At 70.7% G+C, this 25828-nt stretch carries 25 protein-coding genes; 8 read left to right on the top strand and 17 right to left on the bottom strand.

The window, feature by feature from the left end:
* Positions 1 to 2: 2 nt before the first annotated feature.
* The 3 genes from ACIBLA_RS03860 to ACIBLA_RS03870 form a co-directional block, all read right to left on the bottom strand.
* A complete protein-coding gene (locus ACIBLA_RS03860) occupies positions 3 to 728 on the bottom strand; it encodes an SIR2 family NAD-dependent protein deacylase (protein ID WP_399197674.1) in 726 nt (241 codons plus the stop codon).
* A gap of 60 nt (positions 729 to 788) precedes the next feature.
* Positions 789 to 2129 carry a hypothetical protein gene (locus ACIBLA_RS03865; RefSeq protein WP_399197675.1) on the bottom strand — a complete coding sequence of 447 codons (1341 nt, stop codon included), beginning with the start codon at positions 2127 to 2129 and terminating at the stop codon, positions 789 to 791.
* A gap of 129 nt (positions 2130 to 2258) precedes the next feature.
* A complete protein-coding gene (locus tag ACIBLA_RS03870) occupies positions 2259 to 2774 on the bottom strand; it encodes an NUDIX hydrolase (RefSeq protein ID WP_363242819.1) in 516 nt (171 codons plus the stop codon).
* Between the two features lie 177 nt (positions 2775 to 2951).
* On the opposite strand from ACIBLA_RS03870, the gene ACIBLA_RS03875 reads away from it, so the two are divergent.
* Positions 2952 to 4106, top strand: a complete 1155-nt coding sequence (locus ACIBLA_RS03875; protein WP_399197676.1) for a glycerate kinase — start codon at positions 2952 to 2954, stop codon at positions 4104 to 4106.
* A 340-nt stretch (positions 4107 to 4446) separates the two neighbouring features.
* On the opposite strand, the gene ACIBLA_RS03880 is transcribed toward ACIBLA_RS03875, so the two are convergent.
* A complete protein-coding gene (locus ACIBLA_RS03880; protein ID WP_363242817.1) occupies positions 4447 to 5649 on the bottom strand; it encodes a helix-turn-helix domain-containing protein in 1203 nt (400 codons plus the stop codon).
* Between the two features lie 180 nt (positions 5650 to 5829).
* On the opposite strand from ACIBLA_RS03880, the gene ACIBLA_RS03885 reads away from it, so the two are divergent.
* The 5 genes from ACIBLA_RS03885 to ACIBLA_RS03905 are packed head-to-tail and all read left to right on the top strand — an operon-like array spanning position 5830 to position 10750.
* A complete protein-coding gene (locus tag ACIBLA_RS03885) occupies positions 5830 to 6633 on the top strand; it encodes an ABC transporter ATP-binding protein (protein WP_399197677.1) in 804 nt (267 codons plus the stop codon).
* Positions 6630 to 7508 carry an ABC transporter ATP-binding protein gene (locus ACIBLA_RS03890; protein WP_399197678.1) on the top strand — a complete coding sequence of 293 codons (879 nt, stop codon included), beginning with the start codon at positions 6630 to 6632 and terminating at the stop codon, positions 7506 to 7508. Before ACIBLA_RS03885 ends, ACIBLA_RS03890 begins: the two co-directional genes overlap by 4 nt.
* Positions 7505 to 8395: a branched-chain amino acid ABC transporter permease gene (locus ACIBLA_RS03895; protein ID WP_363242814.1), complete on the top strand. Its 891-nt coding sequence runs from the start codon at positions 7505 to 7507 to the stop codon at positions 8393 to 8395. Before ACIBLA_RS03890 ends, ACIBLA_RS03895 begins: the two co-directional genes overlap by 4 nt.
* The gene (locus ACIBLA_RS03900) at positions 8388 to 9470 is read left to right on the top strand and encodes a branched-chain amino acid ABC transporter permease (RefSeq protein WP_363242813.1); all 1083 of its coding nucleotides are present in this window, start codon (positions 8388 to 8390) and stop codon (positions 9468 to 9470) included. Before ACIBLA_RS03895 ends, ACIBLA_RS03900 begins: the two co-directional genes overlap by 8 nt.
* A complete protein-coding gene (locus ACIBLA_RS03905; protein ID WP_363242812.1) occupies positions 9467 to 10750 on the top strand; it encodes an ABC transporter substrate-binding protein in 1284 nt (427 codons plus the stop codon). The genes ACIBLA_RS03900 and ACIBLA_RS03905 overlap by 4 nt, the downstream gene beginning before the upstream one ends.
* Positions 10751 to 10827: 77 nt before the next feature.
* Here the strand turns inward: ACIBLA_RS03905 and pssA are convergent, their stop codons facing one another.
* The 7 genes from pssA to ccrA form a co-directional block, all read right to left on the bottom strand.
* Positions 10828 to 11685 carry a CDP-diacylglycerol--serine O-phosphatidyltransferase gene (pssA, locus tag ACIBLA_RS03910; protein ID WP_363245584.1) on the bottom strand — a complete coding sequence of 286 codons (858 nt, stop codon included), beginning with the start codon at positions 11683 to 11685 and terminating at the stop codon, positions 10828 to 10830.
* Positions 11672 to 12328 (bottom strand): phosphatidylserine decarboxylase, encoded by a 657-nt coding sequence (locus ACIBLA_RS03915; RefSeq protein WP_363245583.1) that lies wholly within the window; start codon positions 12326 to 12328, stop codon positions 11672 to 11674. The genes pssA and ACIBLA_RS03915 overlap by 14 nt, the downstream gene beginning before the upstream one ends.
* A gap of 170 nt (positions 12329 to 12498) precedes the next feature.
* Positions 12499 to 13704 carry an acyl-CoA dehydrogenase family protein gene (locus ACIBLA_RS03920; protein WP_399197679.1) on the bottom strand — a complete coding sequence of 402 codons (1206 nt, stop codon included), beginning with the start codon at positions 13702 to 13704 and terminating at the stop codon, positions 12499 to 12501.
* Between the two features lie 5 nt (positions 13705 to 13709).
* The gene (locus ACIBLA_RS03925; protein ID WP_363245581.1) at positions 13710 to 14243 is read right to left on the bottom strand and encodes a MaoC family dehydratase; all 534 of its coding nucleotides are present in this window, start codon (positions 14241 to 14243) and stop codon (positions 13710 to 13712) included.
* Positions 14244 to 14246: 3 nt separating this feature from the next.
* Positions 14247 to 15239: a CoA ester lyase gene (locus ACIBLA_RS03930; RefSeq protein ID WP_363245580.1), complete on the bottom strand. Its 993-nt coding sequence runs from the start codon at positions 15237 to 15239 to the stop codon at positions 14247 to 14249.
* Positions 15236 to 17281, bottom strand: a complete 2046-nt coding sequence (locus tag ACIBLA_RS03935; RefSeq protein WP_363245579.1) for a protein meaA — start codon at positions 17279 to 17281, stop codon at positions 15236 to 15238. The genes ACIBLA_RS03930 and ACIBLA_RS03935 overlap by 4 nt, the downstream gene beginning before the upstream one ends.
* A gap of 1 nt (position 17282) precedes the next feature.
* Positions 17283 to 18620 carry a crotonyl-CoA carboxylase/reductase gene (ccrA, locus tag ACIBLA_RS03940; protein ID WP_363245578.1) on the bottom strand — a complete coding sequence of 446 codons (1338 nt, stop codon included), beginning with the start codon at positions 18618 to 18620 and terminating at the stop codon, positions 17283 to 17285.
* Positions 18621 to 19111: 491 nt separating this feature from the next.
* Here ccrA and ACIBLA_RS03945 point away from each other — a divergent pair, with 491 nt between their 5' ends.
* Positions 19112 to 19294 (top strand): hypothetical protein, encoded by a 183-nt coding sequence (locus ACIBLA_RS03945; RefSeq protein WP_399197680.1) that lies wholly within the window; start codon positions 19112 to 19114, stop codon positions 19292 to 19294.
* On the opposite strand, the gene ACIBLA_RS03950 is transcribed toward ACIBLA_RS03945, so the two are convergent.
* Together ACIBLA_RS03950 and ACIBLA_RS03955 are read right to left on the bottom strand one after the other, a co-directional pair.
* Positions 19281 to 20132, bottom strand: coding sequence for a TetR family transcriptional regulator (locus ACIBLA_RS03950; protein WP_399197681.1), 852 nt, complete (start codon positions 20130 to 20132; stop codon positions 19281 to 19283). The two genes, ACIBLA_RS03945 and ACIBLA_RS03950, sit on opposite strands and share 14 nt — an antisense overlap.
* 73 nt (positions 20133 to 20205) lie before the next feature.
* Complete coding sequence (locus ACIBLA_RS03955; protein WP_363245575.1) at positions 20206 to 21993, bottom strand: 3-hydroxybutyryl-CoA dehydrogenase; 1788 nt, start codon at positions 21991 to 21993, stop codon at positions 20206 to 20208.
* Positions 21994 to 22372: 379 nt separating this feature from the next.
* Between ACIBLA_RS03955 and ACIBLA_RS03960 the strand changes: the two genes are divergently transcribed.
* Entirely contained in the window at positions 22373 to 23005 is a 633-nt protein-coding gene (locus ACIBLA_RS03960; protein WP_363245574.1) for an adenylosuccinate lyase, read from the top strand.
* On the opposite strand, the gene ACIBLA_RS03965 is transcribed toward ACIBLA_RS03960, so the two are convergent.
* The 4 genes from ACIBLA_RS03965 to ACIBLA_RS03980 form a co-directional block, all read right to left on the bottom strand.
* Positions 22989 to 23531 (bottom strand): GNAT family N-acetyltransferase, encoded by a 543-nt coding sequence (locus ACIBLA_RS03965; RefSeq protein WP_399197682.1) that lies wholly within the window; start codon positions 23529 to 23531, stop codon positions 22989 to 22991. The genes ACIBLA_RS03960 and ACIBLA_RS03965 overlap by 17 nt on opposite strands.
* A gap of 3 nt (positions 23532 to 23534) precedes the next feature.
* Positions 23535 to 23939 (bottom strand): RidA family protein, encoded by a 405-nt coding sequence (locus ACIBLA_RS03970; RefSeq protein ID WP_363245572.1) that lies wholly within the window; start codon positions 23937 to 23939, stop codon positions 23535 to 23537.
* 278 nt (positions 23940 to 24217) lie between these two features.
* On the bottom strand, positions 24218 to 24736 hold the full coding sequence (locus ACIBLA_RS03975; protein WP_363245571.1) for an O-acetyl-ADP-ribose deacetylase: 519 nt from the start codon (positions 24734 to 24736) through the stop codon (positions 24218 to 24220).
* A gap of 22 nt (positions 24737 to 24758) precedes the next feature.
* Positions 24759 to 25796, bottom strand: a complete 1038-nt coding sequence (locus ACIBLA_RS03980; protein ID WP_399197683.1) for an Rv2578c family radical SAM protein — start codon at positions 25794 to 25796, stop codon at positions 24759 to 24761.
* Positions 25797 to 25828: the final 32 nt, after the last annotated feature.

Below are 25828 nucleotides of genomic sequence, written 5' to 3' on the forward strand. Positions count from 1 at the left end.
GGTCAGCTCTCGTGGAACCGCTTCAGCAGAGCGGGCAGCGCCGTGCCGATCGGCTCGCGGATGATCTCGTCGGCCTGCTCGTCGTAGGGCGTCGGGTCGGCGTTCACCACGACGAGCCGTGCGCCGTGCTCGGCCGCGATGCCCGCCAGGGAGGCGGCGGGCTGCACCTGGAGGGTCGTTCCGACGGCGATGAAGACCTCGCACGCCTTGGCGATCGTCATGGCCTGCCCGAGGACCGCCGGGTCGAGACGTTCGCCGAACATCACCGTCGCCGACTTGAGGATGGCCCCGCACTCGGTGCACGGCGGATCCTCCTCGCCCGCCTCGACCCGGTCCAGCGCCTCCTCCATGGTCGAGCGCGCCCCGCATCCGGTGCAGACCACCGCCCGTGCGGTGCCGTGGAGTTCGAGCACCTTGCGGGCGGGCATCCCGCCGAGCTGGTGCAGTCCGTCGACGTTCTGGGTGATCACCCGGACCGCGGCCCCGCCCGCCCGGTCGAGTTCGGCGACGGCGCGGTGCGCGACGTTCGGCTCGGCACGGAAGGCCGGGCTGTCCCGGCGCATCAGCCACGAGCGGCGGCGGATCTCCGGGTCGCCCATGTACGTGTCGTACGTGACGAGCTTCTCGGCGGCGGGATCGCGCCGCCACAGGCCGTTGGGGCCGCGGTAGTCGGGAATGCCGGAGTCGGTGGAGATCCCGGCGCCGCTGAGGATCGCGACGAGAGTCATGCCGCGAGGGTACGCAGCGGAGCCGGGACGGGCGACCCGATTGGCCGTCAGCGGTGGCCGTCAGCGGTGACCGTGACCGTGATCGTGCTTCGGGTGGAGGTGGCCGAGCCGGCCGGGGTGCGGCGCGTGGTCGGCGTAGCCGGAGGGTTCGGTCGTCGTGCCGTCGGCGGCGACGGTGGGGACCGGGGTGAAGGGCGTCGGCACTTGGCCGGTCCAGCGGTTCAGCACCGCCTTGCCTGTCTGCTTGGTGACGCCGTCCTCCACGACCGTGCCCGCTTCGGCGAGGTAGTAGCGGCCGTCGTCCAGCGACACCAGACCGTACTGGCCGGACGACTCCCAGCCGTACGTCCCGGACGCCGGGTGGTGCAGTCCGCGCGCCAGGAGCGGCAGCAGCCGCCCGCTCTCGGGCTGCGGCTGGCCGCTGATCGGGCCGGAGACGGGGGGCTTGGAGCCGTCCAGGACGAAGAGCGAGTAGTTCGGGAACTGTGTCTTGGTGCCCTTGTACGCGGCCAGCAGCCAGTTGCCGGTGTGCGCGTCGTAGTCGAGGTTCTGCACGCCGTAGGTGGTGTTGCCGGTGTAGCTGAAGTACTTGCCGTCGGGCGATCCGGGGCCGCTGGTGTGCGGGGCGGTCTCGGTGAGCGGGCGCTCGTACTTCTTCCAGCGCCGGATGTCGTACTGGAGCAGCACCTGGTGGTCGTTGTCCTGCCGGGTGGTGTTGGCGTAGACGCCGTACGCGACGGTGAGCAGCTGCGTACTCGCGGTGCCGGGGGCGCCGCCCCGGCGCTTGTCGTCGAAGGCGGGGCCGAACGCGACGCCGTCGATACCGCTGCACCCGTAGCGGTGGTCGGGGGTCTTCGCGGTGTCGCCGTCGAAGACACCGTTGCCGTCCATGTCGGCGGTGTAGTCCTCCACGACCTCCTTGAGATGGACGGTGGAGACGACGCCGGTCGTCTCGGCGTCCATGTCCATCTCGGTGATGCGGTCGCCGTCGAAGATCGCGATGTAGAAGGCCTTGGCCGCCTTGTACTCCAGGGAGCCGTAGACCTTGCCGTCCTTGGTGTTGAAGTCCAGGTCCCCGAGGTGTCCGGTGAAGCCGGAGACCGAGCCGACGGGCTTGCCGGTGAGGTCGGTCTTGACGAGGAGGTTGGTGAACGAGAAGTAGACGAAGCCCTTGCGGCGGTCGACGGCCATGCCCTGGACATGGCCCGACTTCCAGGCGCCGCCGTCCACGGTCGTCGGAAGCTCGGGGTACGTGGCGGGCGGGCGAACGGCCTCCGCCGACGCGGTCTCGGCGGACGCGGTTCCGGCGGAGGCGGTTCCGGCCGACGCGGTGCCGGCGCCCGCCGCCACAACCGCCGTGCTGAGCAGGGCTGTCAGCCAGCCGCGAATCTGACGTCGCATGTTCCCTCCGGTGTCCGGGGCCTGGGATTTCGGATCATGCAGGGCGCTTGTACACCTGTCGCCGGGCGGCGCGTACATGACATATGAGAACAGGTGTGCCCGCACCCGTCACCACCGCGCACACGCGGATCATCCGACCTTGCGGCCGTTCTCCAACTCCACGGCCCCCGTGCCGGTTTCGAGCACATCGAGCCCCGCGAGAATGCGGCCCCCGAGCGAGCCGATCACCAGGTCGGGAACCTGGGCACGGTGCACCAGCCGCCAGGAGAGCAACTCCTCGTGCTGGAGCCGGATCGCCCCGAGCCGCTCCTCGTCCAGCACCCCGCCGTCGTACAGATACGCGACGATGGGCGGCCGGTCCGGTGCCTGGGCCCAGTCGACCGCGAGCAGCGGCCCCAACTCGACGTCCAGCCCGATCTCTTCGAACGTCTCGCGCCGCGCCGCCTGACGGGGCGTCTCACCCTCCTCGGACTCGACGGTCCCGCCGGGCAGCGCCCAGCCGGGCCGGTAGTTGGGCTCGACGATCAGCACCCGCCCCTCCTCGTCCCGGAAGAGCGCGGCGGCACCGGAGAGCACGCGGGGGAGCCCGGCGATATAGGTGATGTAGTCGGTGTTGGTGTGGGTGTCAGTGTGGCGAGAGGTCACGCGGAAAGCCTAGATCAGAGGGCCCCTTCGAGGAGCTGAGACCGTTCCCATGTCTATGGAAGGTTTGTCTAATTTTTTGCGGTGCCGGTCGCCGGGCGGGACCCGTGGGCAGGAAGCGGCCCGGCCGGATAGGGTCGGTGCGGCGCGACTGCCTGTTCGAAAGCAAGGGATGACAAGGTGACGGACGGAGCAGTAACCGAGGCCGCGCACGTGCTCGTCGCGGCGGACAAGTTCAAGGGCTCGCTCACGGCGGTGGAGGTCGCCGAGCGGGTGACGGCCGGGCTGCGGCTGGTCGCGCCCGACGTGACGGTCGAGGCGCTGCCCGTCGCAGACGGGGGCGACGGCACGGTCGCCGCGGCGGTGGCGGCGGGGTTCGAACGGCGAGAGGTACGGGTCACCGGGCCGCTCGGCGACGAACTGACCGCGGCGTACGCGCTGCGCGACGGCACGGCCGTCGTGGAGATGGCCGAGGCGTCGGGCCTCCAGCACCTGCCCGACGGTGTCTTCGCCCCCCTCACGGCCGGCACGTACGGCTCCGGTGAACTGCTGCGCGCCGCGCTCGACGCGGGCGCGCACACCATCGTATTCGGCGTCGGCGGCAGCGCCACCACGGACGGCGGCGCGGGCATGCTGGCCGCGCTCGGCGGGCGCTTCCTGGACGCGGACGGGCAGCCGGTCGGACCGGGTGGCGGCGGGCTGCGCGACCTCGCGACGGTGGACCTGTCCGGGCTCGACCCCCGTATCGCGGGTACGGACATCGTCCTCGCCAGCGACGTCGACAACCCGCTGACCGGCCCGAAGGGCGCCCCGGCGATCTACGGGCCGCAGAAGGGCGCGACCCCCGAGGACGTCGAAACGCTCGACGCGGCGCTGGCCCACTACGCGCGCGTCCTCGAAGAGACCATCGGCGCCAAGGCGGCCGAGTCCGCGCTCTCGCCGGGCGCCGGGGCGGCGGGAGGTATCGGCTACGGCGCGCTCGTCGGCCTCGGCGCGAGCTTCCGGCCCGGCATCGAGGTGATGCTCGACGTACTCGGCTTCGGCCCGGCGCTGTCCCGCGCCACGCTCGTCATCACCGGCGAGGGATCGCTGGACGAGCAGACACTGCACGGCAAGGCCCCGGTGGGTGTCGCGGCGGCGGCCCGCGAGCGCCACATCGAGGTCATCGCGGTCTGCGGCCGGCTCTCCCTCCCCCCGGAGGCCCTGGGCCGCGCGGGCATCCGCCGCGCATACGCCCTGACGGACCTTGAGCCGGACCCGTCCCGCTGCATGACGGAGGCGGGTCCGCTGCTGGAACGCATGTCGGCGGAGATCGCACGCGACTTCCTGTCCTGACACCACGGGCCCGGCCCGACGGCGCCGAGGGACGGGCCCGTGGGTGACCGCCACACGGGTCCCCAGCGGCCCGCCGCGACCGACCCCCCAAACGCCGTTCTCCGCCGGGCAGTTGGCGCCGCCGGGCCTGGCATGGTCGGCGGTTGCCCCGTGGGCGGGCGGCGAACGGCCCCCCCCGTTGGGGAGTTCGCGGCGCCGGACCGGCGGGGGCGCCCCATGGTCGGACCGTCGCCCCGTGGGCGAGGGGCGCACGCGAGCGGCGGCGCCGCACCGCCGGAGCGGTCGGGACCGGTCGGGACCGTCCCGCGGTCGGGGACAGCGCACCCCCCACTCCCGCCCCTCACCCCGGCGTCAGCCTGAACGCGTCCAGGGCCAGTGTCATTTCGATCAGGTCCCTCGGGCGTGACAGGGAGCGCGACGTCAGTTGTTCCAGGCGGCGCAGGCGGTTGAAGACCGTGTTGCGGTGGCAGTACAGCCGCGTCGCCGCGCGGCCCGCCGAGCCGCCGTACTCCAGCCAGGCGTCCAGCGTCTCCAGCAGGACCGCCCGGTCCGCCGGGTCCAGGTCCAGCAGCGGGCCGAACACGTCCGCGATCAGACGGGTCGCGAGTTCCGGCTGGCTGACCACCAGCGCCGTCGGGAGGCGTTCGTCCAGGCGGACGATGCTCCGTGCGTCCGGCGGGAGCGTACGCAGCGCCGTCTCGGCCAGCCGGCGCGCCCGGCCCAGCTCCGACAGGCTGTCCACGACCGGGCTGATGCCGCCGGGGCCGCCCCGGCAGGGCCGTAACAGCACCGCCGCCAGCTCCGCGAGGCCCGCGTCGCCGTCGAGCGCGACGACCGCGATCTCGCAGTCCGTACCCATCCGCCAGAAGAACCGCATCCCGTCCGCCACCGCCACCCGCTGGAACGGCTCGCGCCCGTCCCGTCGCTCCACCCGGACGACCACCACCGCGTAACGCCCCTGCTCCGGCAGGTCGAGCCCGGCCGCCGCGCGGGCCGCGAGTCCCGGCGTCGAGCGGCCCTCCAGCAGCGCGTCGAGCAGCGCCTGCACGCGTTCGTCGCTCCGGCGGCGCATCGACTGCTCCGTGCTGCGGTACGCCTCCGCGACCGTCGTCGCCTGCCGGTCGACCCCCGCCCACATGTGGGACGCCGTGTGCACGAGCATCGGTACGTCGTCGGGGTCCTTCTCGCTGACGATGCGCAGCAGTTCGTCCCACACCAGATACCCGGCGTGCCGGTACGCGTGCAGCACCAGGTCCAGCGCCAGCCCCTGCTCCGCCCGCCGCCGCCCGAGCCGTTCCGCGTACGCCAGGTCCCGGCGCGGCGCCGAGCGCGGGGCCGCGATGGCCTCGATCCCGTACCGCATCGCCTCGTTGATCTGCCGCCAGTGCTCGTCGCGCGGCACTGCCGCGTCGAACTGCTCGGAGTGGCGCGTGAGTTCGTCCATCAGCTGGTCGGTCAGCGCCGGTACGCGCTCCAGGAGCATCCGGGACGCGGTCACCAGGACCGACCACTCGCGATCAGTGCGCGCTCTGCGGCCACCCATGGCTGGTGAGGATGCCACCGGGAGGCGCGCGGCGACAGCCCTTGTGCGCGTGCACAATCCGGCCACCGCACCGCTGGTCATCGGCAGCGATTCGGCCGTACGCCGTGGACGGTGCCCCGGCCCGGTGCTGAGGTGTGCCTCCACGGCAGCACGACATCCGCAGAACGCAGAGGAGAATGCATGGCCGCCGCGCTCGAAGTGCGTGCCCTGTCCGTCGGTTACGGCCCGGTACGCGCCCTGCACGAGGTGTCCCTCGACGTACCGTCCGGCGGGATCACCGCGGTGCTCGGTGGCAACGGCGCGGGCAAGTCCACGCTGCTGAGAGCCATTTCCCGCACGCTCGGCTTCCACCGGGGTACGGTCGGCGCCGGCACCGTCCACTTCGACGGCCGGCCACTCGGCGGGCTGAGCGCCGCCGGGGTCGTGGCGGCCGGAGTCGTCCAAGTCCCCGAAGGGCGGCAGGTGTTCGCCCGTATGACGGTCGCCGACAATCTGCGGGCCGGCGCACTCGGCGCGCGCGGTGGCCGCAGGCAGTACGCGGCCTCCCGCGCCGAGGTGCATGAACTCTTTCCCGTACTCGCCGACCGTGCCGGCCAGCGCGCCGGACTGCTCTCCGGCGGTGAGCAGCAGATGCTCGCACTCGCGCGGGGCCTGATGGCCCGCCCCCGGCTGCTCCTCCTCGACGAACCCTCGCTCGGGCTCGCCCCCCTGATGGCGACCCGGATCGGCGAGACCGTCCAGCGGATCAACTCCACCGGTACAGCTGTCCTGTTGGTCGAGCAGAACGCGTCCATGGCCCTGCGGCTGGCGTCCCGCGCGTACGTCCTGGAGGTCGGCGAGGTCACGCTCGAAGGGGACGCCGCCGAACTGGCCGCCTCCGACGAGGTACGCCGCCGCTATCTCGGGGTCGTGGACGAGACGGCCGCCGAGGACGCGGGCCGGGCCCAGGAGTCCGCGCCGGTGCTGCGGAGGTGGACCGCGTGACGGACTTCGGACGGGCGGCGGACGGACATCCCGAACGGACGGTCGGCCGCACCGGCACCCAGGACGACTCCAGCGCCCCACCGCCCCTCACCGTCACCGAGGTCACCGTCCGCTTCGCCGGGCTCACCGCCCTCGATTCCGTCTCCTTCACCGTCGAACCCGGCAGCGTCCACGCCCTCATCGGCCCCAACGGCGCGGGCAAGTCCACCTGCTTCAACGTCCTGTCCGGCGTCTACCGCGCCACCTCCGGCAGCGTCCGCCTCGGCGCCACCGAACTCACCGGCCTCGCCCCGCACCGCGTCGCCGCCCTCGGCGTCGCCCGCACCTTCCAGAACCTCGCCCTCCCACCGCACGCCACCGTCGCCGACAGCATGCTGCTCGGCCGCCACCGCCTCACCCGCGCCGGCTTCGTCGCCACCGGGCTCCGGCTGCCGTCCGCCGCCCGCGAGGAGCGCCAACACCGGGCCAGGGTCGCCGAGATAGCCGAGTTCGTGGGCCTGGCCGACGACTTGGACCGGCCGGCGGGAGCTCTCCCGTACGGCAAACAGAAGCTCGTGGAGCTGGGCCGCGCCCTGTGCATGGAGCCCACGGTGCTGCTCCTGGACGAACCCGTCGCCGGTATGACGGCCGACGAGCGGCGCCGTACGGCCGCCGTCGTGGCCGGTGTGCGCGACAGCCTCGGCATCTCGATCGTGCTGGTCGAACACGACATGGGGGTGGTGATGCGGCTCGCCGACGCCGTGACCGTACTCGACTTCGGCCGCCGGATCGCCGGCGGTACGCCCGCGCAGGTGCAGAGCGATCCCGCCGTCGTCCGCGCGTACTTGGGCGAGACCCCCGACACGAGCAACGCGAACGAGGAGGCCGCGTCATGACCACCTTCGTCGAACTCCTCCTCGGCGGGCTCTCGATGGGCTCCGTGTACGCCCTCATCGCCCTCGGCTTCGTCGTCATCTTCAAAGCCACCGAGGTCGTCAACTTCGCCCACGCCTCGCTCCTCCTCGCGGGCGGCTACGTCACCGCCGTACTCCACGACGACATCGGCTTCTGGCCCGCGCTCGCCGTCGGTATCGCGGGCGCCGCCGTCGTCGGATCGGCGGTCGAGTACACCGTGATGCGGCGCTACCGGGGCGCCGACCACAGCGTCCTGGCCATCGTCACCATCGGCGTCGACATCCTCCTCACCACCGAACTCACCCGCCGCATCGGCACCGACGTCCTCGCGCTCGGCGACCCGTGGGGCGACAGACTCTTCACCGTCGGCGACATCACCATCGCCCAGACACGCGTCGCGGCCTTCGTCGCGGCGGCGCTCCTGATCACCGCGTTCCTGCTCGCCTTCCGCTACACCACCTGGGGCGTCGCGATGCGCGCGGCGGCGGAGAATCCGCAGACCGCCGCGCTCATGGGCGTACGCCTCGGCAGGGTCTCGCTCTCCGCCTGGGCGGTCGCGGGCTCGCTCGCCGCCGTCGCCGCGCTCTTCCTCACTGTCTTCCCGACCCCCGGTCTCGAACGCGCCACCTCCCTCGCCGCGCTCAAGGCGTTCCCCGCCGCGATACTCGGCGGTCTCGACTCCACGACCGGAGCGCTCGCCGGGGGACTCATCGTCGGAGTCACGGAGTCCTTCGCCACCGGCTATCAGAGCGATCTGACCTTCCTCGGCCGCGGCTTCGGCGACCTCGCGCCGTATCTCGTGATGGTCGTCGTGCTCCTCATCCGGCCCGCCGGACTCTTCGGTACGAAGGAGCTGGCACGTGTCTGACACGACTCAGCCCCCCACACACCTTCGCGCCTACGCCTGGCTCGCCGGCTCCCTCCTGCTCCTCGCCCTCCCCTTCTACCTCGACCGCTTCTGGCTCCAGGCAGGTCTCTTCGCCATGGCCGCCGCCATCGGCGCGATCGGGCTCAACCTCCTCACCGGCGCCACCGGCCAACTCTCCATGGGCCACTCCTTCTTCCTCGCCGTCGGCGCCTACGGCTACTGCGTCCTCGCGGGCGAGAGCGGCGAGGAGAACGGCCGGCAGCTCACCGGACTCGGTCTGCCCACCTGGCTCGCGGCCCTGCTCGCCGTACTCCTCGCGGGCGCCGCGGGCGGACTCTTCAGCCCCATCGCCGGGCGGCTGCGCGGCGCCTATCTCGGTATCGCGACCCTCGCGCTGATCTTCATCGGGCAGCACGTCCTGTTCAACGCCGGGAGCCTGACCGGCGGGTTCAACGGCCGCGACGTCCCCGTCCTCTCCCTCTTCGGCTTCGACTTCGACGACACCGAGGTCGTGATCGCCGCCGTCCCCTTCGGGTCGTCCGAGAAGCTCTGGTACGCGGGCCTGTTCGCGCTCCTCCTCGGCGGTCTCTTCGCGCGCGGCGTGCTGCGCGGCAGGCCCGGCCGCGCCATGAACGCGATCCGCGACCACCGCATCGCCGCCGGTGTCATGGGCGTACCCGTCGCCCGGTACCGGGCCGCCGTGTTCGTCCTGTCCTCCATGTACGCGGGGCTGGCCGGCGTACTGATCGCGCTGATCTTCCAGCGGACCGTGCCCGACTACTTCGGCATGATCCTGGCCCTCGAATATCTCGCCATGATCGTCATCGGCGGTCTCGGAACAGTCGCGGGAGCCTTCGTCGGCGCGGCCTTCGTCGCCCTGCTGCCGCAGCTCCTCACCCACTACAGCGACTCACTGCCGCTGGTCGCCGACCCGGGTGCGGGCGGCGTCACACCGGGCGAGGCGTCGCGCTATCTGTACGGCGCCGCGATCGTCGCGGTGGTGCTCTTCCTGCCCGGCGGACTCACCCGCCTGTCAGTTCCGACGGTTCGACGGTTCTCACGGGAGAAGTCATGAAGCGACGCGCACGTCACACGAACGCGCCGAGGACCGGCGCGGCGCTGCTGGTCGTCCTCGCCCTCGCGCTGGCCGGGTGCAGCGGCAAGGCCACCGAGGGGGACGGCAAGGCCAACGACGGGGCCGCTGGGGGAGTGAAGACCGGGCCGGGCGTCAGCGACAAGACGATCTCGCTCGGTGTGCTCACCGACATGACGGGCGTCTACGCCTCGCTCGGCAAGAGCGTCACCCAGGCCCAGCAGCTGTGGGCGGACCAGACGAACAAGGCGGGCGGCATCTGCGGCCGCACGATCGAGCTGACCGTACGCGACCACGGCTACGACCCGCAGAAGGCCGTCGCCGCCTACACGGAGCTGGAGCCGGACGTGCTCGGCTTCGCCCAGTTCATCGGCTCGCCCTTCGTCGCCGCCGTCGAGAAGCGCATCGACACCCAGGACAAGGGACTGGTCCTGCCGCAGGCCTGGTCCGCCAATCTGCTCGGCAGCCCGTACGTACGTGTGGTCGGCGCCACGTACGACATCGAGACCGTCAACGCGATCGACTACCTCCTCACCAACAAGCGCATCACCAAGGGCGACAAGATCGGCCACGTCTACTTCGAGGGTGACTACGGTGAGAACGCCCTCGTCGGCTCCGAGTACGCGGCCGAGCAGGCGGGTCTCACGGTCGTCGAGCAGAAGATCAAGCCGACCGACAACGACATGTCCGCCCAGGTCGCCGCGCTCAAGAAGGCCGGGGTCAAGGCCGTCGTCATCAGCGCGGGCCCCCGCCAGGCGGCCTCGCTGGTGGGCGTGGCGGCGGCCGGCGGGTTCAATGTGCCGGTCGTCGGCAACAACTCGGCGTTCGCGCCGCAGCTGCTCGCCACGGCGGCGGGCCCGGCGCTGATGAAGGACTACTACATCGCCTCCTCCACCCTGCCCATCGGGTCGACCGAACCGGCGCCGAAGAAGCTGGCCACGGAGTACGCGGCGGCCTACCCGGACGACGGTCTCGACAACGGCGTCGTGTCCGGCTGGACGGCCGCCTCGCTCTACGGCGAGCTGCTGAAGACGGCGTGCGAGAACAAGGACCTCACCCGCGAGGGCATCGACAAGGCGCTGCTGGGGCTCGACGCCTTCTCCACCGGCTTCGGGATCACCCACGACTTCTCGGACCCGGACGCCCCCTCCACCCGCCAGTCCGTGATCATGAAGCCGGACTCGAAGGTGCCGGGCGGCCTGAAGGTCGTCCAGGAGGCGCAGGTGGCCAAGCCGGCCGAGTCGTTCACCTTCGGCGGCTGACCGGTCACGGCACCCACAGCACACAGTGAAGGGCCCGGACGCCTCAGGCGTCCGGGCCCTTCACTGTGTGCATGCCGCTACGGCAGCTGAGCCGCCCGCGCCTCACGGCGGTTGTCACGGAACGTGTTCACCCGTCGCGCCGTGGCGAAGAGCGGAATCACCGCGCCCGTCACCACCTGGAGCGCGCAGCCCGTCTGAAGCAGCAGCTGCCCGCCCGGCGCGTCGAACGCCCAGGCCGCCAGCAACGCCATCGCGGAGACGATCCAGCTGAGCATCGCCACCGCGAGGACACCTCGTGGCTTCGGATACTCGACCCGGCTCACCATCAGCCACGCCACACCGATGATGGCGAGCAGCGTCGGTACGAAGGGAAGCTCCAGCAGCACGATCGAGACGACGGTGAGCGCGCCGAAGGGGCTCGGCATGCCCTGGAACATGCCGTCCTTCAGCGTGACGCAGGAGAATCTCGCGAGCCGCAGGACCACCGCCAGAAGCACGACGATCGCCGCCAGCGCCGACACCCGCTGATGCGCGTCGTCGGCGACCATGCCGTAGACGAGCACGAAGTACGCGGGAGCCAGACCGAAGCTGATCAGGTCGGAGAGGTTGTCCAGCTCCGCGCCCATCGGGGAGCTGCGCAGCTTGCGCGCCACGAGTCCGTCGAAGAGGTCGAAGACCGCGGCACAGAGCATCAGGATCACGGCGGTGGCCGCGGAGTGCCGCGCCATGCCGCTCTCTTCGCTGCCCGTGAGATGCGGGATCAGGATGCCGGTGGTGGTGAAGTACACGGCCATGAAGCCGCAGGTGGCGTTGCCGAGGGTGAGGGTGTCCGCTATCGACAGCCGCATGGACAGCGGCATGTCTTCGGCTTCGTCCTCTTCCTCCTCGGCCTCCGTCGCCCAGCCGGCCTGTGTGTCGGGATCAATCACGGTCAATTCGAGTCACCCCTGCGGTCGTGGCCTGACCGACCTCGACAGCGACGTCGACACCTTCCGGAAGGTAGATGTCGACGCGCGAGCCGAAACGGATCAGGCCGATGCGCTCGCCTTGCTCCAGCTTGGTCCCCTGCGGTACGTACGGGACGATCCGCCGGGCCACGGCACCGGCGATCTGCACCATCTCGATGTCACCCAGCTCGGTGTCGAAGTGCCAGACAACGCGCTCGTTGTTCTCGCTCTCCTTGTTGAACGCGGGGACGAAACCGCCGGGGATGTGCTCCACGGACGTCACCGTGCCCGCGAGAGGGGCGCGGTTGACGTGGACATTCAGCGGGCTCATGAAGATCGCGACGCGGGTGCGCCCGTCCTTCCACGGCATGATGCTCTGCACCACACCGTCGGCCGGTGAGATGACCCGGCCCTGTGTGATCTCTCGCTCGGGGTCGCGGAAGAACCACAGCATGCCCGCCGCGAGAGCGGTGGCGGGCACGGCGACGACGGCGGCGCGCTTCGAGCGGCGCGCGCGGAGAAGACTCACTGCCGCGGTGGCGACGGTCGGCAGAAGCCACGGCGATGCTCCGCGCGCGAGGCGTCCCTTAGGAATGGGGGCGCGTGATGCGGAGGTTTGGCTGTGGGGCATGAATGACCTTCGTAGCGGATGATGCCGCACGGGCAACGGGGGGACGGCGGCTTTCCGTCGATGGTATCGGTTGCCGGGTGCAACTGGGCAATGCAGAAGCCGAGTCGGCGGCCGGAAGACGATGACACGGTGTGACGTCGTGGGCGGTCAAATGGGACCATAGGCCGTGATCAACCCTGGAATCGGTACTCCTCCAGCAGTCGGCGACCAATGATCATTTTCTGGATCTCGGCGGTACCCTCGCCGATCAGCAGCATCGGCGCCTCGCGGTAGAGACGCTCGATCTCGTACTCCTTGGAGAAGCCGTAACCGCCATGGATACGGAAGGCGTCCTCGACGACTTCCTTGCAGTATTCGGAGGCGAGGTACTTCGCCATCCCCGCTTCCAGGTCGTTTCGTTCCCCGGAGTCCTTTTTGCGTGCCGCGTTCACCATCATGGCATGCGCCGCTTCGACCTTGGTGGCCATTTCGGCCAGCTTGAACTGAATCGCCTGGTGCTGGGCAATCGGTTTGCCGAATGTCTGGCGCTGCTGGGCGTACGAGACGCCCAGCTCGAAAGCGCGTTGTGCGACGCCGCAGCCACGCGCCGCGACATTGACGCGGCCGACCTCCACGCCGTCCATCATTTGGTAAAACCCTCGGCCGGTGGTGCCGCCGAGGACCCGATTGGCCGGAATGCGCAGCCCATCCATGATCAACTCGGTGGTGTCGACGCCCTTGTAGCCCATCTTGTCGATCTTGCCGGGGATGGTGAGACCAGGGCGTACCTCACCGTAACCGGGCTCCTTCTCGACCAGGAACGTGGTCATCGACTTGTGCGGGGCCGTGCCCTCCGGGTGGCCTTCGTCACTGCGGCACAGGACGGCGACGAGCGTGGCCGTGCCACCGTTCGTCAGCCACATCTTCTGGCCGTCCAGCACATAGTCGTCGCCGTCCTTCACGCCCTTCGACGTGATGGCCGACACGTCCGAGCCCAGCCCCGGCTCGGACATCGAGAACGCGCCACGCACCTCGCCGGCCGCCATACGCGGCAGGAAGGTGTCCTTCTGCTCCTCGGTGCCGTGCTGCTTGAGCATGTACGCCACGATGAAATGCGTGTTGATGATGCCCGACACGGACATCCAGCCGCGGGCGATCTCCTCCACGCAGAGCGCGTACGTGAGCAGGGACTCGCCCAGACCCCCGTACTCCTCGGGGATCATCAGCCCGAACAGGCCGAGTTCCTTGAGCCCTTCGACGATCCGGGTCGGGTACTCGTCGCGGTGCTCCAGCTCCGTGGCGACCGGCAGGATCTCTTTGTCGACGAAGTCCCTCACGGTGGAGAGGATTTCCCGCTGGATGTCGGTCAGGTCCGCGGTCTGGGCGAGACGGCTCATGGGGCTCAGCTCTCCTTCGGCGTCTTTGTCGGCTTTGCGGTGATCGGCTCGGGGCGGCCGGGCTGTTCGCCGCCGCGCTTGTCGATGTAGGTCGCGGTCGGCACCATCACCTTGCGGCGGAACACGCACACGACCGTGCCGTCCTGCTTGTAGCCCGTGGTCTCCACGTACACCACCCCGCGGTCGTCCTTGGACCGCGACGGCGTCTTGTCCAGGACCGTCGTCTCGCCGTACAGCGTGTCGCCGTGGAAGGTCGGCGCGATGTGCCGCAGCGACTCGACCTCCAGATTCGCGATCGCCTTGCCGGAGACGTCGGGGACCGACATACCGAGCAGCAGTGAGTAGATGTAATTCCCCACCACCACGTTCTTGCCGAAGTCGGTCGTCTTCTCGGCGTAGTTCGTGTCGAGATGCAGCGGATGGTGGTTCATGGTGAGCAGACAGAACAGATGGTCGTCGTACTCGGTGACCGTCTTGCCCGGCCAGTGCTTGTAGACGTCGCCGACCTCGAACTCCTCAAAGGTGCGTCCGAATCGCATCTCTCACGCCTCCGGAGCTTCGAACACCGAGGTCCGCCGGAGCCCGGCCGCCCGTCCCTTGCCGGAGACGACCAGCGCCATCTTGCGGCTCGCCTCGTCGATCATCTCGTCGCCGAGCATCGCCGACCCCTTCTTGCCGCCCGCCTCGGACGTCGCGTAGTCGTAGGCGTCGAGGATCAGCTCCGCGTGGTCGTAGTCCTCCTGCGACGGCGAGAAGATCTCGTTCGCGGCGTCGATCTGGCCGGGGTGCAGCACCCACTTGCCGTCGAAGCCCAGCGCCGCGGCGCGGCCGGCGACCTCGCGGAACGCGTCCACGTCCCGGATCTGGAGGAACGGCCCGTCGATCGCCTGGAGGTCGTGCGTACGGGCCGCCATCAGGATCCGCATCAGGATGTAGTGGTAGGCGTCCGCGCCGTAACCGGGCGGCTGTTGGCCGACCACCAGCGTCTTCATGTTGATCGAGGCCATGAAGTCGGCCGGGCCGAACACGATGGTCTCCAGACGCGGCGACGAGGCCGCGATCTCGTCCACGTTCACCAAGCCCTTGGCGTTCTCGATCTGTGCCTCGATACCGATCCTGCCGACCTCGAAGCCCATCGTCTTCTCGATCTGGGTGAGCAGCAGATCCAGCGTCACGACCTGCTGGGCGTCCTGGACCTTGGGCAGCATGACGCAGTCCAGATTGTGGCCGGCGCCCTCCACGACCGTGATCACGTCGCGGTACGTCCAGTGCGTCGTCCAGTCGTTGACGCGTACGACCCGTGTCTTGCCCGTCCAGTCGCCCTTGTTCAGCGCGTCGACGATGGTGTGCCGGGCGCCCTCCTTGGCGAGCGGCGCGCAGGCGTCCTCCAGGTCGAGGAAGACCTGGTCGGCGGGGAGCCCCTGGGCCTTCTCCAGGAAGCGCGGGTTCGAGCCGGGGACGGCGAGGCAGGAGCGACGGGGACGGAGCCGGTCGGCGGGCGTGTCCGACGCGGGTGACGTGGCCGACGTGGTCATGGGGAGACCTCCAGGGAGTCCGGGTCCAGGGATTCGAGCTTGTTCGCGTGACGGATCGCGTCGACGATACGGCCGATGATCTCGGTGATCCCGAAGTCCTTCGGGGTGAAGACGGCGGCAACTCCGGCCGCCCGCAGGGTCTCGGCGTCGGCGCTCGGGATGATCCCGCCGACGATCACCGGGATGTCCCCGGCCCCCGCCTCCCGCAGCCGGCCCAGCACGTCCGGCACCAGCGCCGCGTGCGAGCCGGACAGGATCGACAGGCCGACACAGTGTACGTCCTCGGCGACGGCGGCGTTCACGATCTGTTCGGGCGTCAGTCTGATGCCCTGGTAGACCACCTCGAACCCGGCGTCCCGCGCCCGTACGGCGATCTGCTCGGCCCCGTTGGAGTGCCCGTCCAGACCCGGCTTGCCCACCAGCAGCCGCAGCCGCCCCGCGCCCAGTTCGGCGGCGGTACGCGACACCCGTTCCCGTACGGCGGCGAGCGGCGTCCCCGCCTCGGCGGTGACCGCGACCGGCGCCCCGCCCACCCCCGTCGGCGCGCGGAACTCGCCGAAGACGTCCCGCAGCGCCCAGGCCCACTCGCCGGTCGTCACACCGGCCCGCGCGCACTCCACGGTCGCCGTCATCAGATTGTCGGTACCGCCCGCGGCCCGCTTCAGCGCTTCCAGCGACTCGCCCGCCCGTGCCTCGTCCCGGCCCGCCCGCCACTCGTGCAGCGCGGCCACCACCCGCGCCTCGTTCGCCGGATCGACCGTCATGATCGCGGCGTCCAGATCGGCGGTCAGCGGACTCGGCTCGGTCGGCTCGAAGCAGTTGACGCCGACGATCTTCTCCTCGCCCGACTCGATACGGGCCCGGCGCTCGGCGTGCGAGGAGACCAGCCGCGACTTCAGATAGCCGGACTCGACGGCCGCCAGCACGCCGCCCATCTCCTCGATACGGTCCATCTCCGCCAGCGAGTCCGCGACGAGGGACGCCACCTTCGCCTCCACGACATGCGACCCGGCGAAGATGTCCTCGTACTCCAACAGGTCGCTCTCCACGGCCAGTACCTGCTGTATCCGCAGCGACCACTGCTGGTCCCACGGCCGGGGCAGCCCCAACGCCTCGTTCCAGGCTGGGAGTTGTACGGCGCGGGCCCGCGCGTCCTTGGAGAGCGTCACGCCCAGCATCTCCAGCACGATCCGCTGGACGTTGTTCTCCGGCTGCGCCTCGGTCAGCCCGAGGGAGTTGACCTGCACGCCGTAACGGAAGCGCCGCCGCTTCTCGTCGTCCACGCCGTACCGCTCGCGGGTGATCCGGTCCCAGATGCGGCCGAAGGCGCGCATCTTGCACATCTCCTCGATGAAGCGGACCCCGGCGTTCACGAAGAACGAGATACGGGCGACGACATCGCCGAACCGCTCCGCCGGCACCTGCCCGCTGTCCCGTACCGCGTCCAGCACGGCGATCGCCGTCGACATCGCGTACGCGATCTCCTGGACCGGGGTGGCTCCCGCCTCCTGGAGGTGGTAGCTGCAGATGTTGATCGGGTTCCACCTGGGGATGTGCGCCACCGTGTACGTGATCATGTCGGTGGTCAGCCGCAGCGAGGGCACCGGCGGGAAGACATGCGTCCCGCGCGACAGATACTCCTTCACGATGTCGTTCTGCGTCGTCCCCTGGAGCAGATCGCGGTCCGCGCCCTGCTCCTCGGCGACCACCTGGTAGAGCGCCAGCAGCCACATGGCCGTGGCGTTGATGGTCATCGAGGTGTTCATCCGGTCGAGCGGGATGTCCTGGAACAGCCGCCGCATGTCGCCGAGATGGGAGACGGGCACACCGACCCGGCCGACCTCGCCGCGCGCGAGGACATGGTCGGGGTCGTAACCCGTCTGCGTCGGCAGGTCGAAGGCGACCGAGAGTCCGGTCTGGCCCTTGGCGAGGTTGCCGCGGTACAGCGCGTTGGACGCCTCGGCGGTCGAATGGCCGGCGTACGTCCGCATGAGCCACGGCCGGTCTTTCCGGCGTCCGCCGCCGGATCGCTCCTCCGGCATGTCACACGTCCCGGAAGCGGTTGATGGCGTCGATGTGCTGGGCGCGTGTTTCCGTGTCGCTGACGCCCAGGCCCTCACGGGGCGCCAGCGCGAGCACCCCGACCTTGCCCTGGTGCCGGTTGCTGTGGACGTCGTACGCGGCCTGGCCGGTCTCCTCCAGGGTGTACACCCTCGACAGGGTGGGGTGGATCTTCCCCTTGGCCACGAGGCGGTTGGCCTCCCACGCCTCGCGGTAGTTGGCGAAGTGCGAGCCCACGATCCGCTTCAGCGACATCCACAGGTAGCGGTTGTCGTACTCGTGGGTGTAGCCGGACGTCGACGCGCACGTGACGATCGTGCCGCCCTTGCGTGTGACGTACACGCTGGCGCCGAAGGTCTCCCGGCCGGGGTGCTCGAAGACGATGTCGACGTCCTCACCGCCGGTCAGCTCGCGGATGCGTTTGCCGAACCGCTTCCACTCGCGCGGGTTCTGGTGGTGCTCGTCCGCCCAGAACCGGTAGTCCTCGGCGGTGCGGTCGATGATCGCCTCGGCGCCCATGCGCCGGCAGATCTCCGCCTTGTGGTCGCTGGAGACGACACAGACGGGGTTGGCGCCGCCGGCGAGCGCGAACTGGGTGGCGTACGAGCCGAGTCCGCCGCTCGCTCCCCAGATCAGCACGTTGTCGCCCTGCTTCATCCCGGCGCCGTTGCGTGACACCAGCTGGCGGTAGGCGGTGGAGTTGACCAGACCGGGGGCCGCCGCCTCCTCCCAGCTCAGATGCGCCGCTTTGGGCATCAGCTGGTTGGACTTGACGAGCGCGATCTCGGCCAGGCCGCCGAAGTTGGTCTCGAAGCCCCAGATACGCTGCTCGGGGTCGAGCATCGTGTCGTTGTGCCCGTCCGAGCTCTCCAGCTCGACGGAGAGGCAGTGCGCGACGACCTCGTCGCCCGGCCGCCAGGTGTTGACGCCGGGTCCGGTACGCAGCACGACCCCGGCCAGGTCGGACCCGATGACGTGGTACGGCAGGTCATGACGGCTCGACAGCTCGCTGAGCCTGCCGTAGCGCTCCAGGAAGCCGAAGGTCGACATCGGCTCGAAGATCGAGGTCCAGACGGAGTTGTAGTTGACCGAGCTGGCCATGACGGCCACCAGGGCCTCGCCGGGGCCGAGTTCGGGCACCGGCACATCGTCCAGGTGGAGCGATTTGCGCGGGTCCTTCTCGCGGGAGTCGAGACCGGCGAACATCTCGGTCTCGTCCTTGTGCACGGTGACCGCGCGATACGTAGCGGGCAGGGGCAGAGCGGCGAAGTCGGCGGACGTGCTGTCCGGCGACTGGATGGCGTCCAGGATGTCCTTCACGGTGTGGCCTCCGGCGAAGCGTGTTGCGGGAACGCTGAACAGGTCCCTGGCGGATGGGACGTGGGGCCGCGCTGTGCGCGTGGTGCGGTGGAGGTGTGCCGTCGGTTCGGCGCGTGGTGGTGCACGGCGACGCCGGGTGGGCGTGCGGAATGCCTGTGACGCAGGCGTCCGGGCACACAGGCCGGGTGGCTTGCGGGGACAGCCGGCGTACGAGAGGTCTCGGTACGCCGGCCGCCCGGACTCTCACAAGGTATGGCACGCCGTGTCATTGGACAAGGCACTGCGTGCCAAGAAATTCTCTCAGTTGTCATCCGTGAGGCACGCATGAGCACCATCGGTCCGCTGTGTGGGATGAAATGTCAGCTTAAGTCGCTGCTCGTCGGTGATGGGTCTCAGGCGAGGTGTGTCGCCTCAGGTGTCGAGCAGGTCCCCGAGGCAGGCCAAGTAGAGGGCGATGGCCGTGCCGGGCTCCCGTCCCCGGCAGCCCTCGGGTGGTCCTGGCCACCGGCCACAACATGCTCGGCCTGATGCTGGGCCCGGCCACCGGCCGGCTCGTCGCCGGGCTGGTGACCGGAGCGGCCGACAGCGCACTGGCCGCCCCGTTCGACCCGGCGCGGGGCGCGCGGCGCCACCGGGGCCGGTCGCGCGGCCGGGGTCGGCTCACGCGTCCTTGAGCGCCTGCTTGATCGTGCGCATGACCTCGTCCAGCGGCGCGTCGGTACGGGCCACCGCCACCAGGACCTCGCCGCTGGTGCTCGCCGTGGCCGCCGGCCTCCCGCCCGCGCCGGTGCCCATCGTCCGGCCCGCGCCGATGCCCGAGCCGAACGTGTCGCGCACGATCGCGAAGGCGTGGTCGAGCTGCGTCTCCACGTCCCCCTGGCCGTCGGCGCGCAGCCAGCGGCGCAGCACGTGGTTGTGCGCGGTGACGACGGCGGACGCTGCCACCTCGGCGAGCAGCGGGTCGTCGTTGCCGTCGGGGTGCTCGTGCTCGTCGAAATGGCCCAGCAGATAACGGGTGAACAGCCGTTCGTAGCGGGCCACCGAGGCGATCTCCGCCTCGCGCAGCGTGGGCACCTCGCGGGTGAGCTGGTAGCGCGCCACGGACAGGGTCGGTGAGGCCGCGTACATCCGCATGACCTCCTTGATGCCACGGCACACGGTGTCGAGCGGGTGCTCGTGCGCCGGTGCCGCGTTCAGGACCGCCTCGGCGCGCACCAGGGTGTCGTCGTGGTCGGGGAAGATCGCCTCTTCCTTGGAACGGAAGTGCCGGAAGAACGTCCGGCGCGCGACCCCCGCCGCCGCGGCGATCTCGTCGACGGTCGTCGCCTCGTACCCCTTGGTCGAGAACAACTCCATGGCCGCCGCCGACAGCTCCCGGCGCATCTTCAGCCGTTGGGCCGCCGCACGGCCACCCGCCGCGCTCTCCGGCGCGTTGGTCGTCGTGCTCGTCGTCGTGCTGGGCGTCGTGTTCGTACGGGCGGGCGTTCGGGCGGAGTCAGCGGGCTGAGCCATGACCCGAACGTACTGCATTCCCGCAGGAGAGCGCGCCCGAGGGACACTCGCCTGACCCGGCCCGGGACACCCTCTAGCGCCGGGCCGCGTACTCGCGGAAGCCGCGGCCCGTCTTGCGGCCCAGGCAGCCCGCCGCCACCAGGTGTTCCAGCAGCGGTGCCGGGGCCAGCCCCGGATCGCGGAACTCGTGGTGCAGCACGCGCTCGATGGCCAGCGAGACGTCCAGACCGACCACGTCGAGCAGCTCGAACGGCCCCATCGGATAGCCGCCGCCCAGCTTCATCGCCGCGTCGATGTCGTCCAGCGTCGCGTAGTGCTCCTGCACCATCTTGACGGCGTTGTTCAGATACGGGAACAGCAGCGCGTTCACGATGAAACCCGCCCGGTCGCCGCAGTCCACCGGGTGCTTGCGGATCGTCCCGCACACCTCGCGCACCGTCGCGTGGACCTCGTCCGACGTCAGGACCGTACGGACCACCTCCACCAGCTTCATCGCCGGAGCCGGGTTGAAGAAGTGCATCCCGATGACGTCCTGCGGGCGCGTCGTGGCGCGGGCACAGGCGACGACCGGCAGCGACGACGTCGTGGTGGCCAGCACGGCACCCGGCTTGCAGACCTTGTCGAGCGTCGCGAACAGCTGCCGCTTGACCTCCAGGTCCTCGGCCACGGCCTCGACGGCGAGATCCACGTCGTCGAACGCGTCGAGCGAACCGGCCGGCGTGATCCGCGCCAGGGCGTCGTCGCGCGCCTCACCCGTCAGCCGGCCCTTGTCGACGGAGCGGCCCAGGGACTTGGCGACGCGGGCCTTGGCCGCCTCCGCCTTCTCCTGGCTGCGGGCCGCGAGCACCACGACGTAACCCGCCTTGGCGAACACCTCGGCGATACCGCTCGCCATCGTTCCCGATCCCGCGACGCCGACCGAGCGGACGGCGGGCCGCTCGCCCGGGGCCGGCTTGACGTCCAGCGGGGTCAGCGCGTCGCGCACCACCGTGCCACTGCCCGGCGCCTCGTACGTGTAGAAGCCGCGCCCCGACTTACGGCCGGTCAGCCCGGCCTCGCTGAGCTGGCGCAGGACCGGCGCCGGGGCGTGCAGCCGGTCGCGCGACGCCGCGTACATGGCCTCCAGGACCGTGCGGGCGGTGTCGACGCCGATCAGGTCGAGCAGTGCCAGCGGGCCCATCGGCAGTCCGCAGCCGAGCCGCATCGCGGCGTCGATGTCCTCGCGGGAGGCGTACTTGGCCTCGTACATCGCGGCGGCCTGGTTCAGATAGCCGAAGAGGAGCCCGTCGGCGACGAAACCCGGCCGGTCGCCCACGGCGACGGGCTCCTTGCCCAGCTCGCGCGCCAGCGCGGTGACGGCGGTGACGGCCGCCGGCGCGGTCAGCACCGACGACACGACCTCGACCAGCTTCATCGCCGGGGCCGGGTTGAAGAAGTGCACCCCGAGCACGCGCTCCGGGTGCGCGGAGTCGGCGGCGAGCCGGGTCACCGACAGGGCGTTCGTGCCGGTGGCCAGGATGGTGGTCGGCCCGACGATCGCGTCCAGCGCGCGGAAGACCTGCTGCTTGATCTCGTACGACTCCGGGACCACCTCGATGACGAGATCGGCGTCCGCGGCGGCCTGGAGGTCGGTGAAGGTACGGAACCGGGTGAGCAGGCCGCGCCGCTCCTCCGCGGTGATCCGCCCGCGCTCCACGGCGCGCGCGGTGGACGCTTCGAGCGCGGCGGTCGCCTGCGCGGTGGCGCTCTCGTCGATGTCGATGCCGATGACCTCACGGCCGGCGCGGGCGAGGACCTCGGCGATACCGGTCCCCATCGTGCCGAGACCGACGACGGCGATGGTGGAGAGAGGGATGTCCATCACGGGACTCCAGGGGTGAGTGACGACTGAAGAGGGGGACACGTACGCGGCGGCCGACTGGCGTGGGCCGCACGGGTGTTGTGTGTGCCGCGCGCACAAGTGCGCGGCGGTGTCGATGGCGTTCAGTAGTGAGAGCCGGCGGACCCTGTCCCGGAGTCGCGCCGTACGGTGCCGAACCGACGGGCACTCACGGTGGCTGCGTCACCAGGCCACCGGGAGCCGCGGGAATTTCCCGCTCACTTGAGGTTAACCGGTGGGTAATGAGCGCGCCAGCCCTGGGAGGATGTGCGGTACGTCACCGGCGGAATCCGGCCGTTCCCGCTTCGGGTGGTCACGGAGAGCGTCTTGCCGGACACGCAGCGCGGATACCCTGCCCGGCATGAGCGACCTGGAACGGCAGGCGGGACCTGCGGATACGGCCGGGGTGACCGCCGAACGGGCCGTGGCCGACGAGGACTTGCACGCACTCGCCGACCGGGTACGCGGCGAGTCCGGTGACTCGGCCACGTACCGGCGGCTGATCGTCACCGAGAACCACGAGGAACTGGCCGATGTCCTCGTCGCCCCCCAACATCCCCTGTGGGCACGGGAGATCGCGGCCTTCCGGCTCGGCAGCGCCGGGGACCGGAGGGCGTTCGAGGCGCTGGTACTGCTGCTCAATCACAGAGATCCCGAACGCTGCGTGTCGGCCGCCCGCGCGCTGGCGCGGCTGCGGGACCCCCGTACGCCGCGCGCCGCCGCCGCGCTCGCCACGAACGTGCTGCGCACGGCGTACGCGCTCCAGCCGGTGCGGCTGCTCACCGAGCTACGGGCGCCGGAGTCCGTACCGGCCCTGATCGCGACCCTGGAGCGCCTGCTGGCACCCGACGAGGCCCACTGGCGGGTGGCGCTCGCGTGCGTCGAGGGCCTGGGGCGGCTCGGTGACCGGCGCGCGCTGCCCCTGCTGCGGGCGGCCCGTGGGCACCCGCGGCTCTCCGGTGCGGCGTCGGAGGCGCTCAGCCGGCTGGCGTGACGTCGCGCGTGACGGGGCGCGCGTACCGCACCTCGGGTACGGCGACGCCGCCGGCGTCGAAGGGCTCCTCGGCGCCGTCGGGTGCGAAACCGGCCGTTTCGTAGAAGCGGCGGGCGCGGGCGTTCTCCTTCAGGACCCAGAGGAGGAGATGGGCGAAACCGTCGGCGGCGGCGCGCTCCAGCACGACGTCCAGCAGGCGGCGGCCGACACCGGTCGCGACCTGCTCCGGCCGTACGTACAGCGCGTACAGCTCACCGGCGCCTTCCGATACGTCCTCGTCCCGGCACGGCCCGAGGCAGCCCCATGCGACCACCGCGCCGTCGCGCTCGGCCACCACGTTCACGACCGTGCCGTCGCCTTCGGCGAGGCGGCGGCGCTGCCGGGCCGCGTCCTCCTCGGCGCTCATCGCGTCGAGGTACGCCTGCGGCATCATCCCGGCGTACGCCCACCGCCATCCGCCGATCCGCAGAGCAGCGACGGCGTCGCAGTCGTCGGCGGTCATCGCCCGGACGAGGAGTGCGCCCATGGCTCAGGCGTCCTCGCCGACGACGGCGAACGCCTCGATCTCGACGAGCAGTTCGGGCCGGAACAGCGCGGCCACCTGGACGGCGGAGCTGGCCGGGGGCCGCGCGGTGTCGATCACCTCGTCGCGCGCGATGCGGATGGCGGGCAGGTGCGCGACGTCCGTCACGAAGTACGTCAGCTTCACGACATCCTCGAACGACGCGCCCGCCTCGGCGAGACAGCGGCGCAGATTCTCGAAGACCTGCCGCGCCTGCGCACCGGCGTCCCCCTCGCCGACGACCTTGCCGTCCACATCAAACGCACACTGCCCGGCCACGGCAACGAACCGCCCGGTACCCCAGACGACATGGCTGTAGCCGTTGCCGGGGGCGACACCGGCGGGTGAGTGCACATGGGTAAGTCGAGTCATTCCCCCATCCTGTCGGACCCCCCGCCGCCGATCGAGGACTTTTAGCGACCGACCGACCGCCCCTTCGCCGCGGGCGAGACGCGCCAACTGCCCTTGCCGGGCGGGCGTGCCTTGTGGCCTGCGGCGGCGCGGAGTTGGCGCGTCGGTAGGGCCGTCGGCCCGGTGCACCGCCTCGGGGCGGTCAGGGCCCGGCTGCGTACCGGCGTCGTCCGGGCGTCGTCCGGGCGCCGGGCAGAGCGGCTGTGGCAACCCAGGGCGCGTGTGTGCCACCCGCAGGGTCAGGACAGTTCCTGCTCCCTACCGACCGCCGCCGTCAGCGCGTCGTGCGACTCGCTGTTGAACGACATCAGGCGGACCCGTTCCACAGCCGTCGGGGTCGAGCGGAGCGTGTCGACCGCGATGCGGGCCGCGCGGTCCGGCGGGAAGCCGAAGATGCCCGTGGAGATCGCCGGGAACGCGACGCTCCTGGCGCCCAGTTCGTCCGCCACCTCCAGGCAGCGGCGGTAGCAGGAGGCCAGTACCTCCGGCTCGCCGTGGGTGCCGTCCTTCCAGACCGGGCCCACCGTATGGATCACGTGCCGGATCGGTGGATCGAGGTCGAAGCCCGGCGTCGCCTTCGCGTCGCCCCGTGCGCACGGCGCGATCGACGCGCCCGCCTCGGCCAGTCGCGGGCCCGCGGCCCGGTGGATCGCCCCGTCCACGCCGCCCCCGCCGCGCAGCGACTCGTTCGCCGCGTTGACGATGGCGTCCGTGTCCTGGCGTGTGATGTCACCCCGCACGACCTCGATCACAGTCATGCCCCGGATTGTCGCACCCGGACTACAGCAGCGTCAGCTGCGTCGGCCCCGCCTCCGGAACCGTGTCCGGCGTCTCCGGGACCAGGACACGGCGCCGCCCCGCCCGCCCCGCCGGGCCGATGCCGAACTCGTCCGCCAGTTCGTGGACCTGGCGCGTGATACGGCGCTGGTACCACTTCGGCGCGTACGCCCCCTCCGCGTACAGCCGCTCGTAGCGCGGCACCAGATACGCGTGGTGCTCCAGCAGCCACCGCATGAACCACTCGCGCGCCCCCGGCCGAAGATGCAGCACCAGCGGGGTCACCGACGTCGCCCCGGACGCGGCTATCGCCCGCACCGTGGCCCGCAGTTGGTCCGCGCTGTCGCCGAGGAAGGGGATGACGGGGGCCATCAGGACCCCGCAGCCTATGCCGTTGTCCGTCAGCGTGCGGACGGCGTCGAGGCGGCGCTGCGGCGAGGGCGTGCCCGGCTCGACCGTGCGCCACAGGCGCTCGTCGGTGAAGCCGACGGAGACGGACACACCGACGTCCGTGACCTGGGCGGCCTGCCGCAGCAGTTCGAGGTCGCGCAGGATCAGGGTGCCCTTCGTCAGGATCGAGAAGGGATTCGCGTGGTCGCGCAGCGCCGAGATGATGCCCGGCATCAGCCGGTAGCGGCCCTCGGCCCGCTGGTAGCAGTCGACGTTCGTGCCCATCGCGATGTGCGCGCCCTGCCAGCGCCGCGACGCGAGCTGGCGCCGCAGCAGCTCCGGCGCGTTGATCTTGACCACGATCTGCGAGTCGAAGCCGATGCCGGTGTCGAGGTCCAGATAGCTGTGGGTCTTGCGGGCGAAGCAGTACACGCACGCGTGTGAGCAGCCCCGGTACGGATTGACCGTCCACTCGAAGGGCATCCGGGACGCACCCGGCACCCGGTTCACGATCGAACGGGCGCGGATCTCGTGAAAGGTGATGCCGCGGAATTCGGGGGTGTCGAAGGTCCTGGTGGTCACCGCGTCCGTACCGAAGAGCGCGGCGTCGCGGGCCGACGTGGGGTTCTCGGCCAAATTGTCCCAGCGCATGTGCGCCTCCTCAGTTGTACTGACCACAGAAT

It is taken from the genome of Streptomyces sp. NPDC050433, from assembly GCF_044458565.1.
Taxonomy (GTDB): Bacteria; Actinomycetota; Actinomycetes; order Streptomycetales; family Streptomycetaceae; genus Streptomyces.

Coding starts and splice junctions, on each gene's coding strand:
- ACIBLA_RS03975 (WP_363245571.1), bottom strand. CDS start 24,736: ATGACTGTGATCGAGGTCGTGCGGGGTGACATCACACGCCAGGACACG.
- ACIBLA_RS03980 (WP_399197683.1), bottom strand. CDS start 25,796: ATGCGCTGGGACAATTTGGCCGAGAACCCCACGTCGGCCCGCGACGCC.
- ACIBLA_RS03880 (WP_363242817.1), bottom strand. CDS start 5,649: ATGGGTGGCCGCAGAGCGCGCACTGATCGCGAGTGGTCGGTCCTGGTG.
- ACIBLA_RS03935 (WP_363245579.1), bottom strand. CDS start 17,281: ATGCCGGAGGAGCGATCCGGCGGCGGACGCCGGAAAGACCGGCCGTGG.
- ACIBLA_RS03885 (WP_399197677.1), top strand. CDS start 5,830: ATGGCCGCCGCGCTCGAAGTGCGTGCCCTGTCCGTCGGTTACGGCCCG.
- ACIBLA_RS03965 (WP_399197682.1), bottom strand. CDS start 23,531: ATGGGCGCACTCCTCGTCCGGGCGATGACCGCCGACGACTGCGACGCC.
- ACIBLA_RS03920 (WP_399197679.1), bottom strand. CDS start 13,704: ATGAGCCGTCTCGCCCAGACCGCGGACCTGACCGACATCCAGCGGGAA.
- ACIBLA_RS03925 (WP_363245581.1), bottom strand. CDS start 14,243: ATGCGATTCGGACGCACCTTTGAGGAGTTCGAGGTCGGCGACGTCTAC.
- ACIBLA_RS03905 (WP_363242812.1), top strand. CDS start 9,467: ATGAAGCGACGCGCACGTCACACGAACGCGCCGAGGACCGGCGCGGCG.
- ACIBLA_RS03960 (WP_363245574.1), top strand. CDS start 22,373: ATGAGCGACCTGGAACGGCAGGCGGGACCTGCGGATACGGCCGGGGTG.
- ACIBLA_RS03950 (WP_399197681.1), bottom strand. CDS start 20,132: ATGGCTCAGCCCGCTGACTCCGCCCGAACGCCCGCCCGTACGAACACG.
- ACIBLA_RS03970 (WP_363245572.1), bottom strand. CDS start 23,939: ATGACTCGACTTACCCATGTGCACTCACCCGCCGGTGTCGCCCCCGGC.
- ACIBLA_RS03955 (WP_363245575.1), bottom strand. CDS start 21,993: ATGGACATCCCTCTCTCCACCATCGCCGTCGTCGGTCTCGGCACGATG.
- ACIBLA_RS03930 (WP_363245580.1), bottom strand. CDS start 15,239: ATGACCACGTCGGCCACGTCACCCGCGTCGGACACGCCCGCCGACCGG.
- ACIBLA_RS03860 (WP_399197674.1), bottom strand. CDS start 728: ATGACTCTCGTCGCGATCCTCAGCGGCGCCGGGATCTCCACCGACTCC.
- ACIBLA_RS03865 (WP_399197675.1), bottom strand. CDS start 2,129: ATGCGACGTCAGATTCGCGGCTGGCTGACAGCCCTGCTCAGCACGGCG.
- ACIBLA_RS03915 (WP_363245583.1), bottom strand. CDS start 12,328: ATGCCCCACAGCCAAACCTCCGCATCACGCGCCCCCATTCCTAAGGGA.
- ACIBLA_RS03895 (WP_363242814.1), top strand. CDS start 7,505: ATGACCACCTTCGTCGAACTCCTCCTCGGCGGGCTCTCGATGGGCTCC.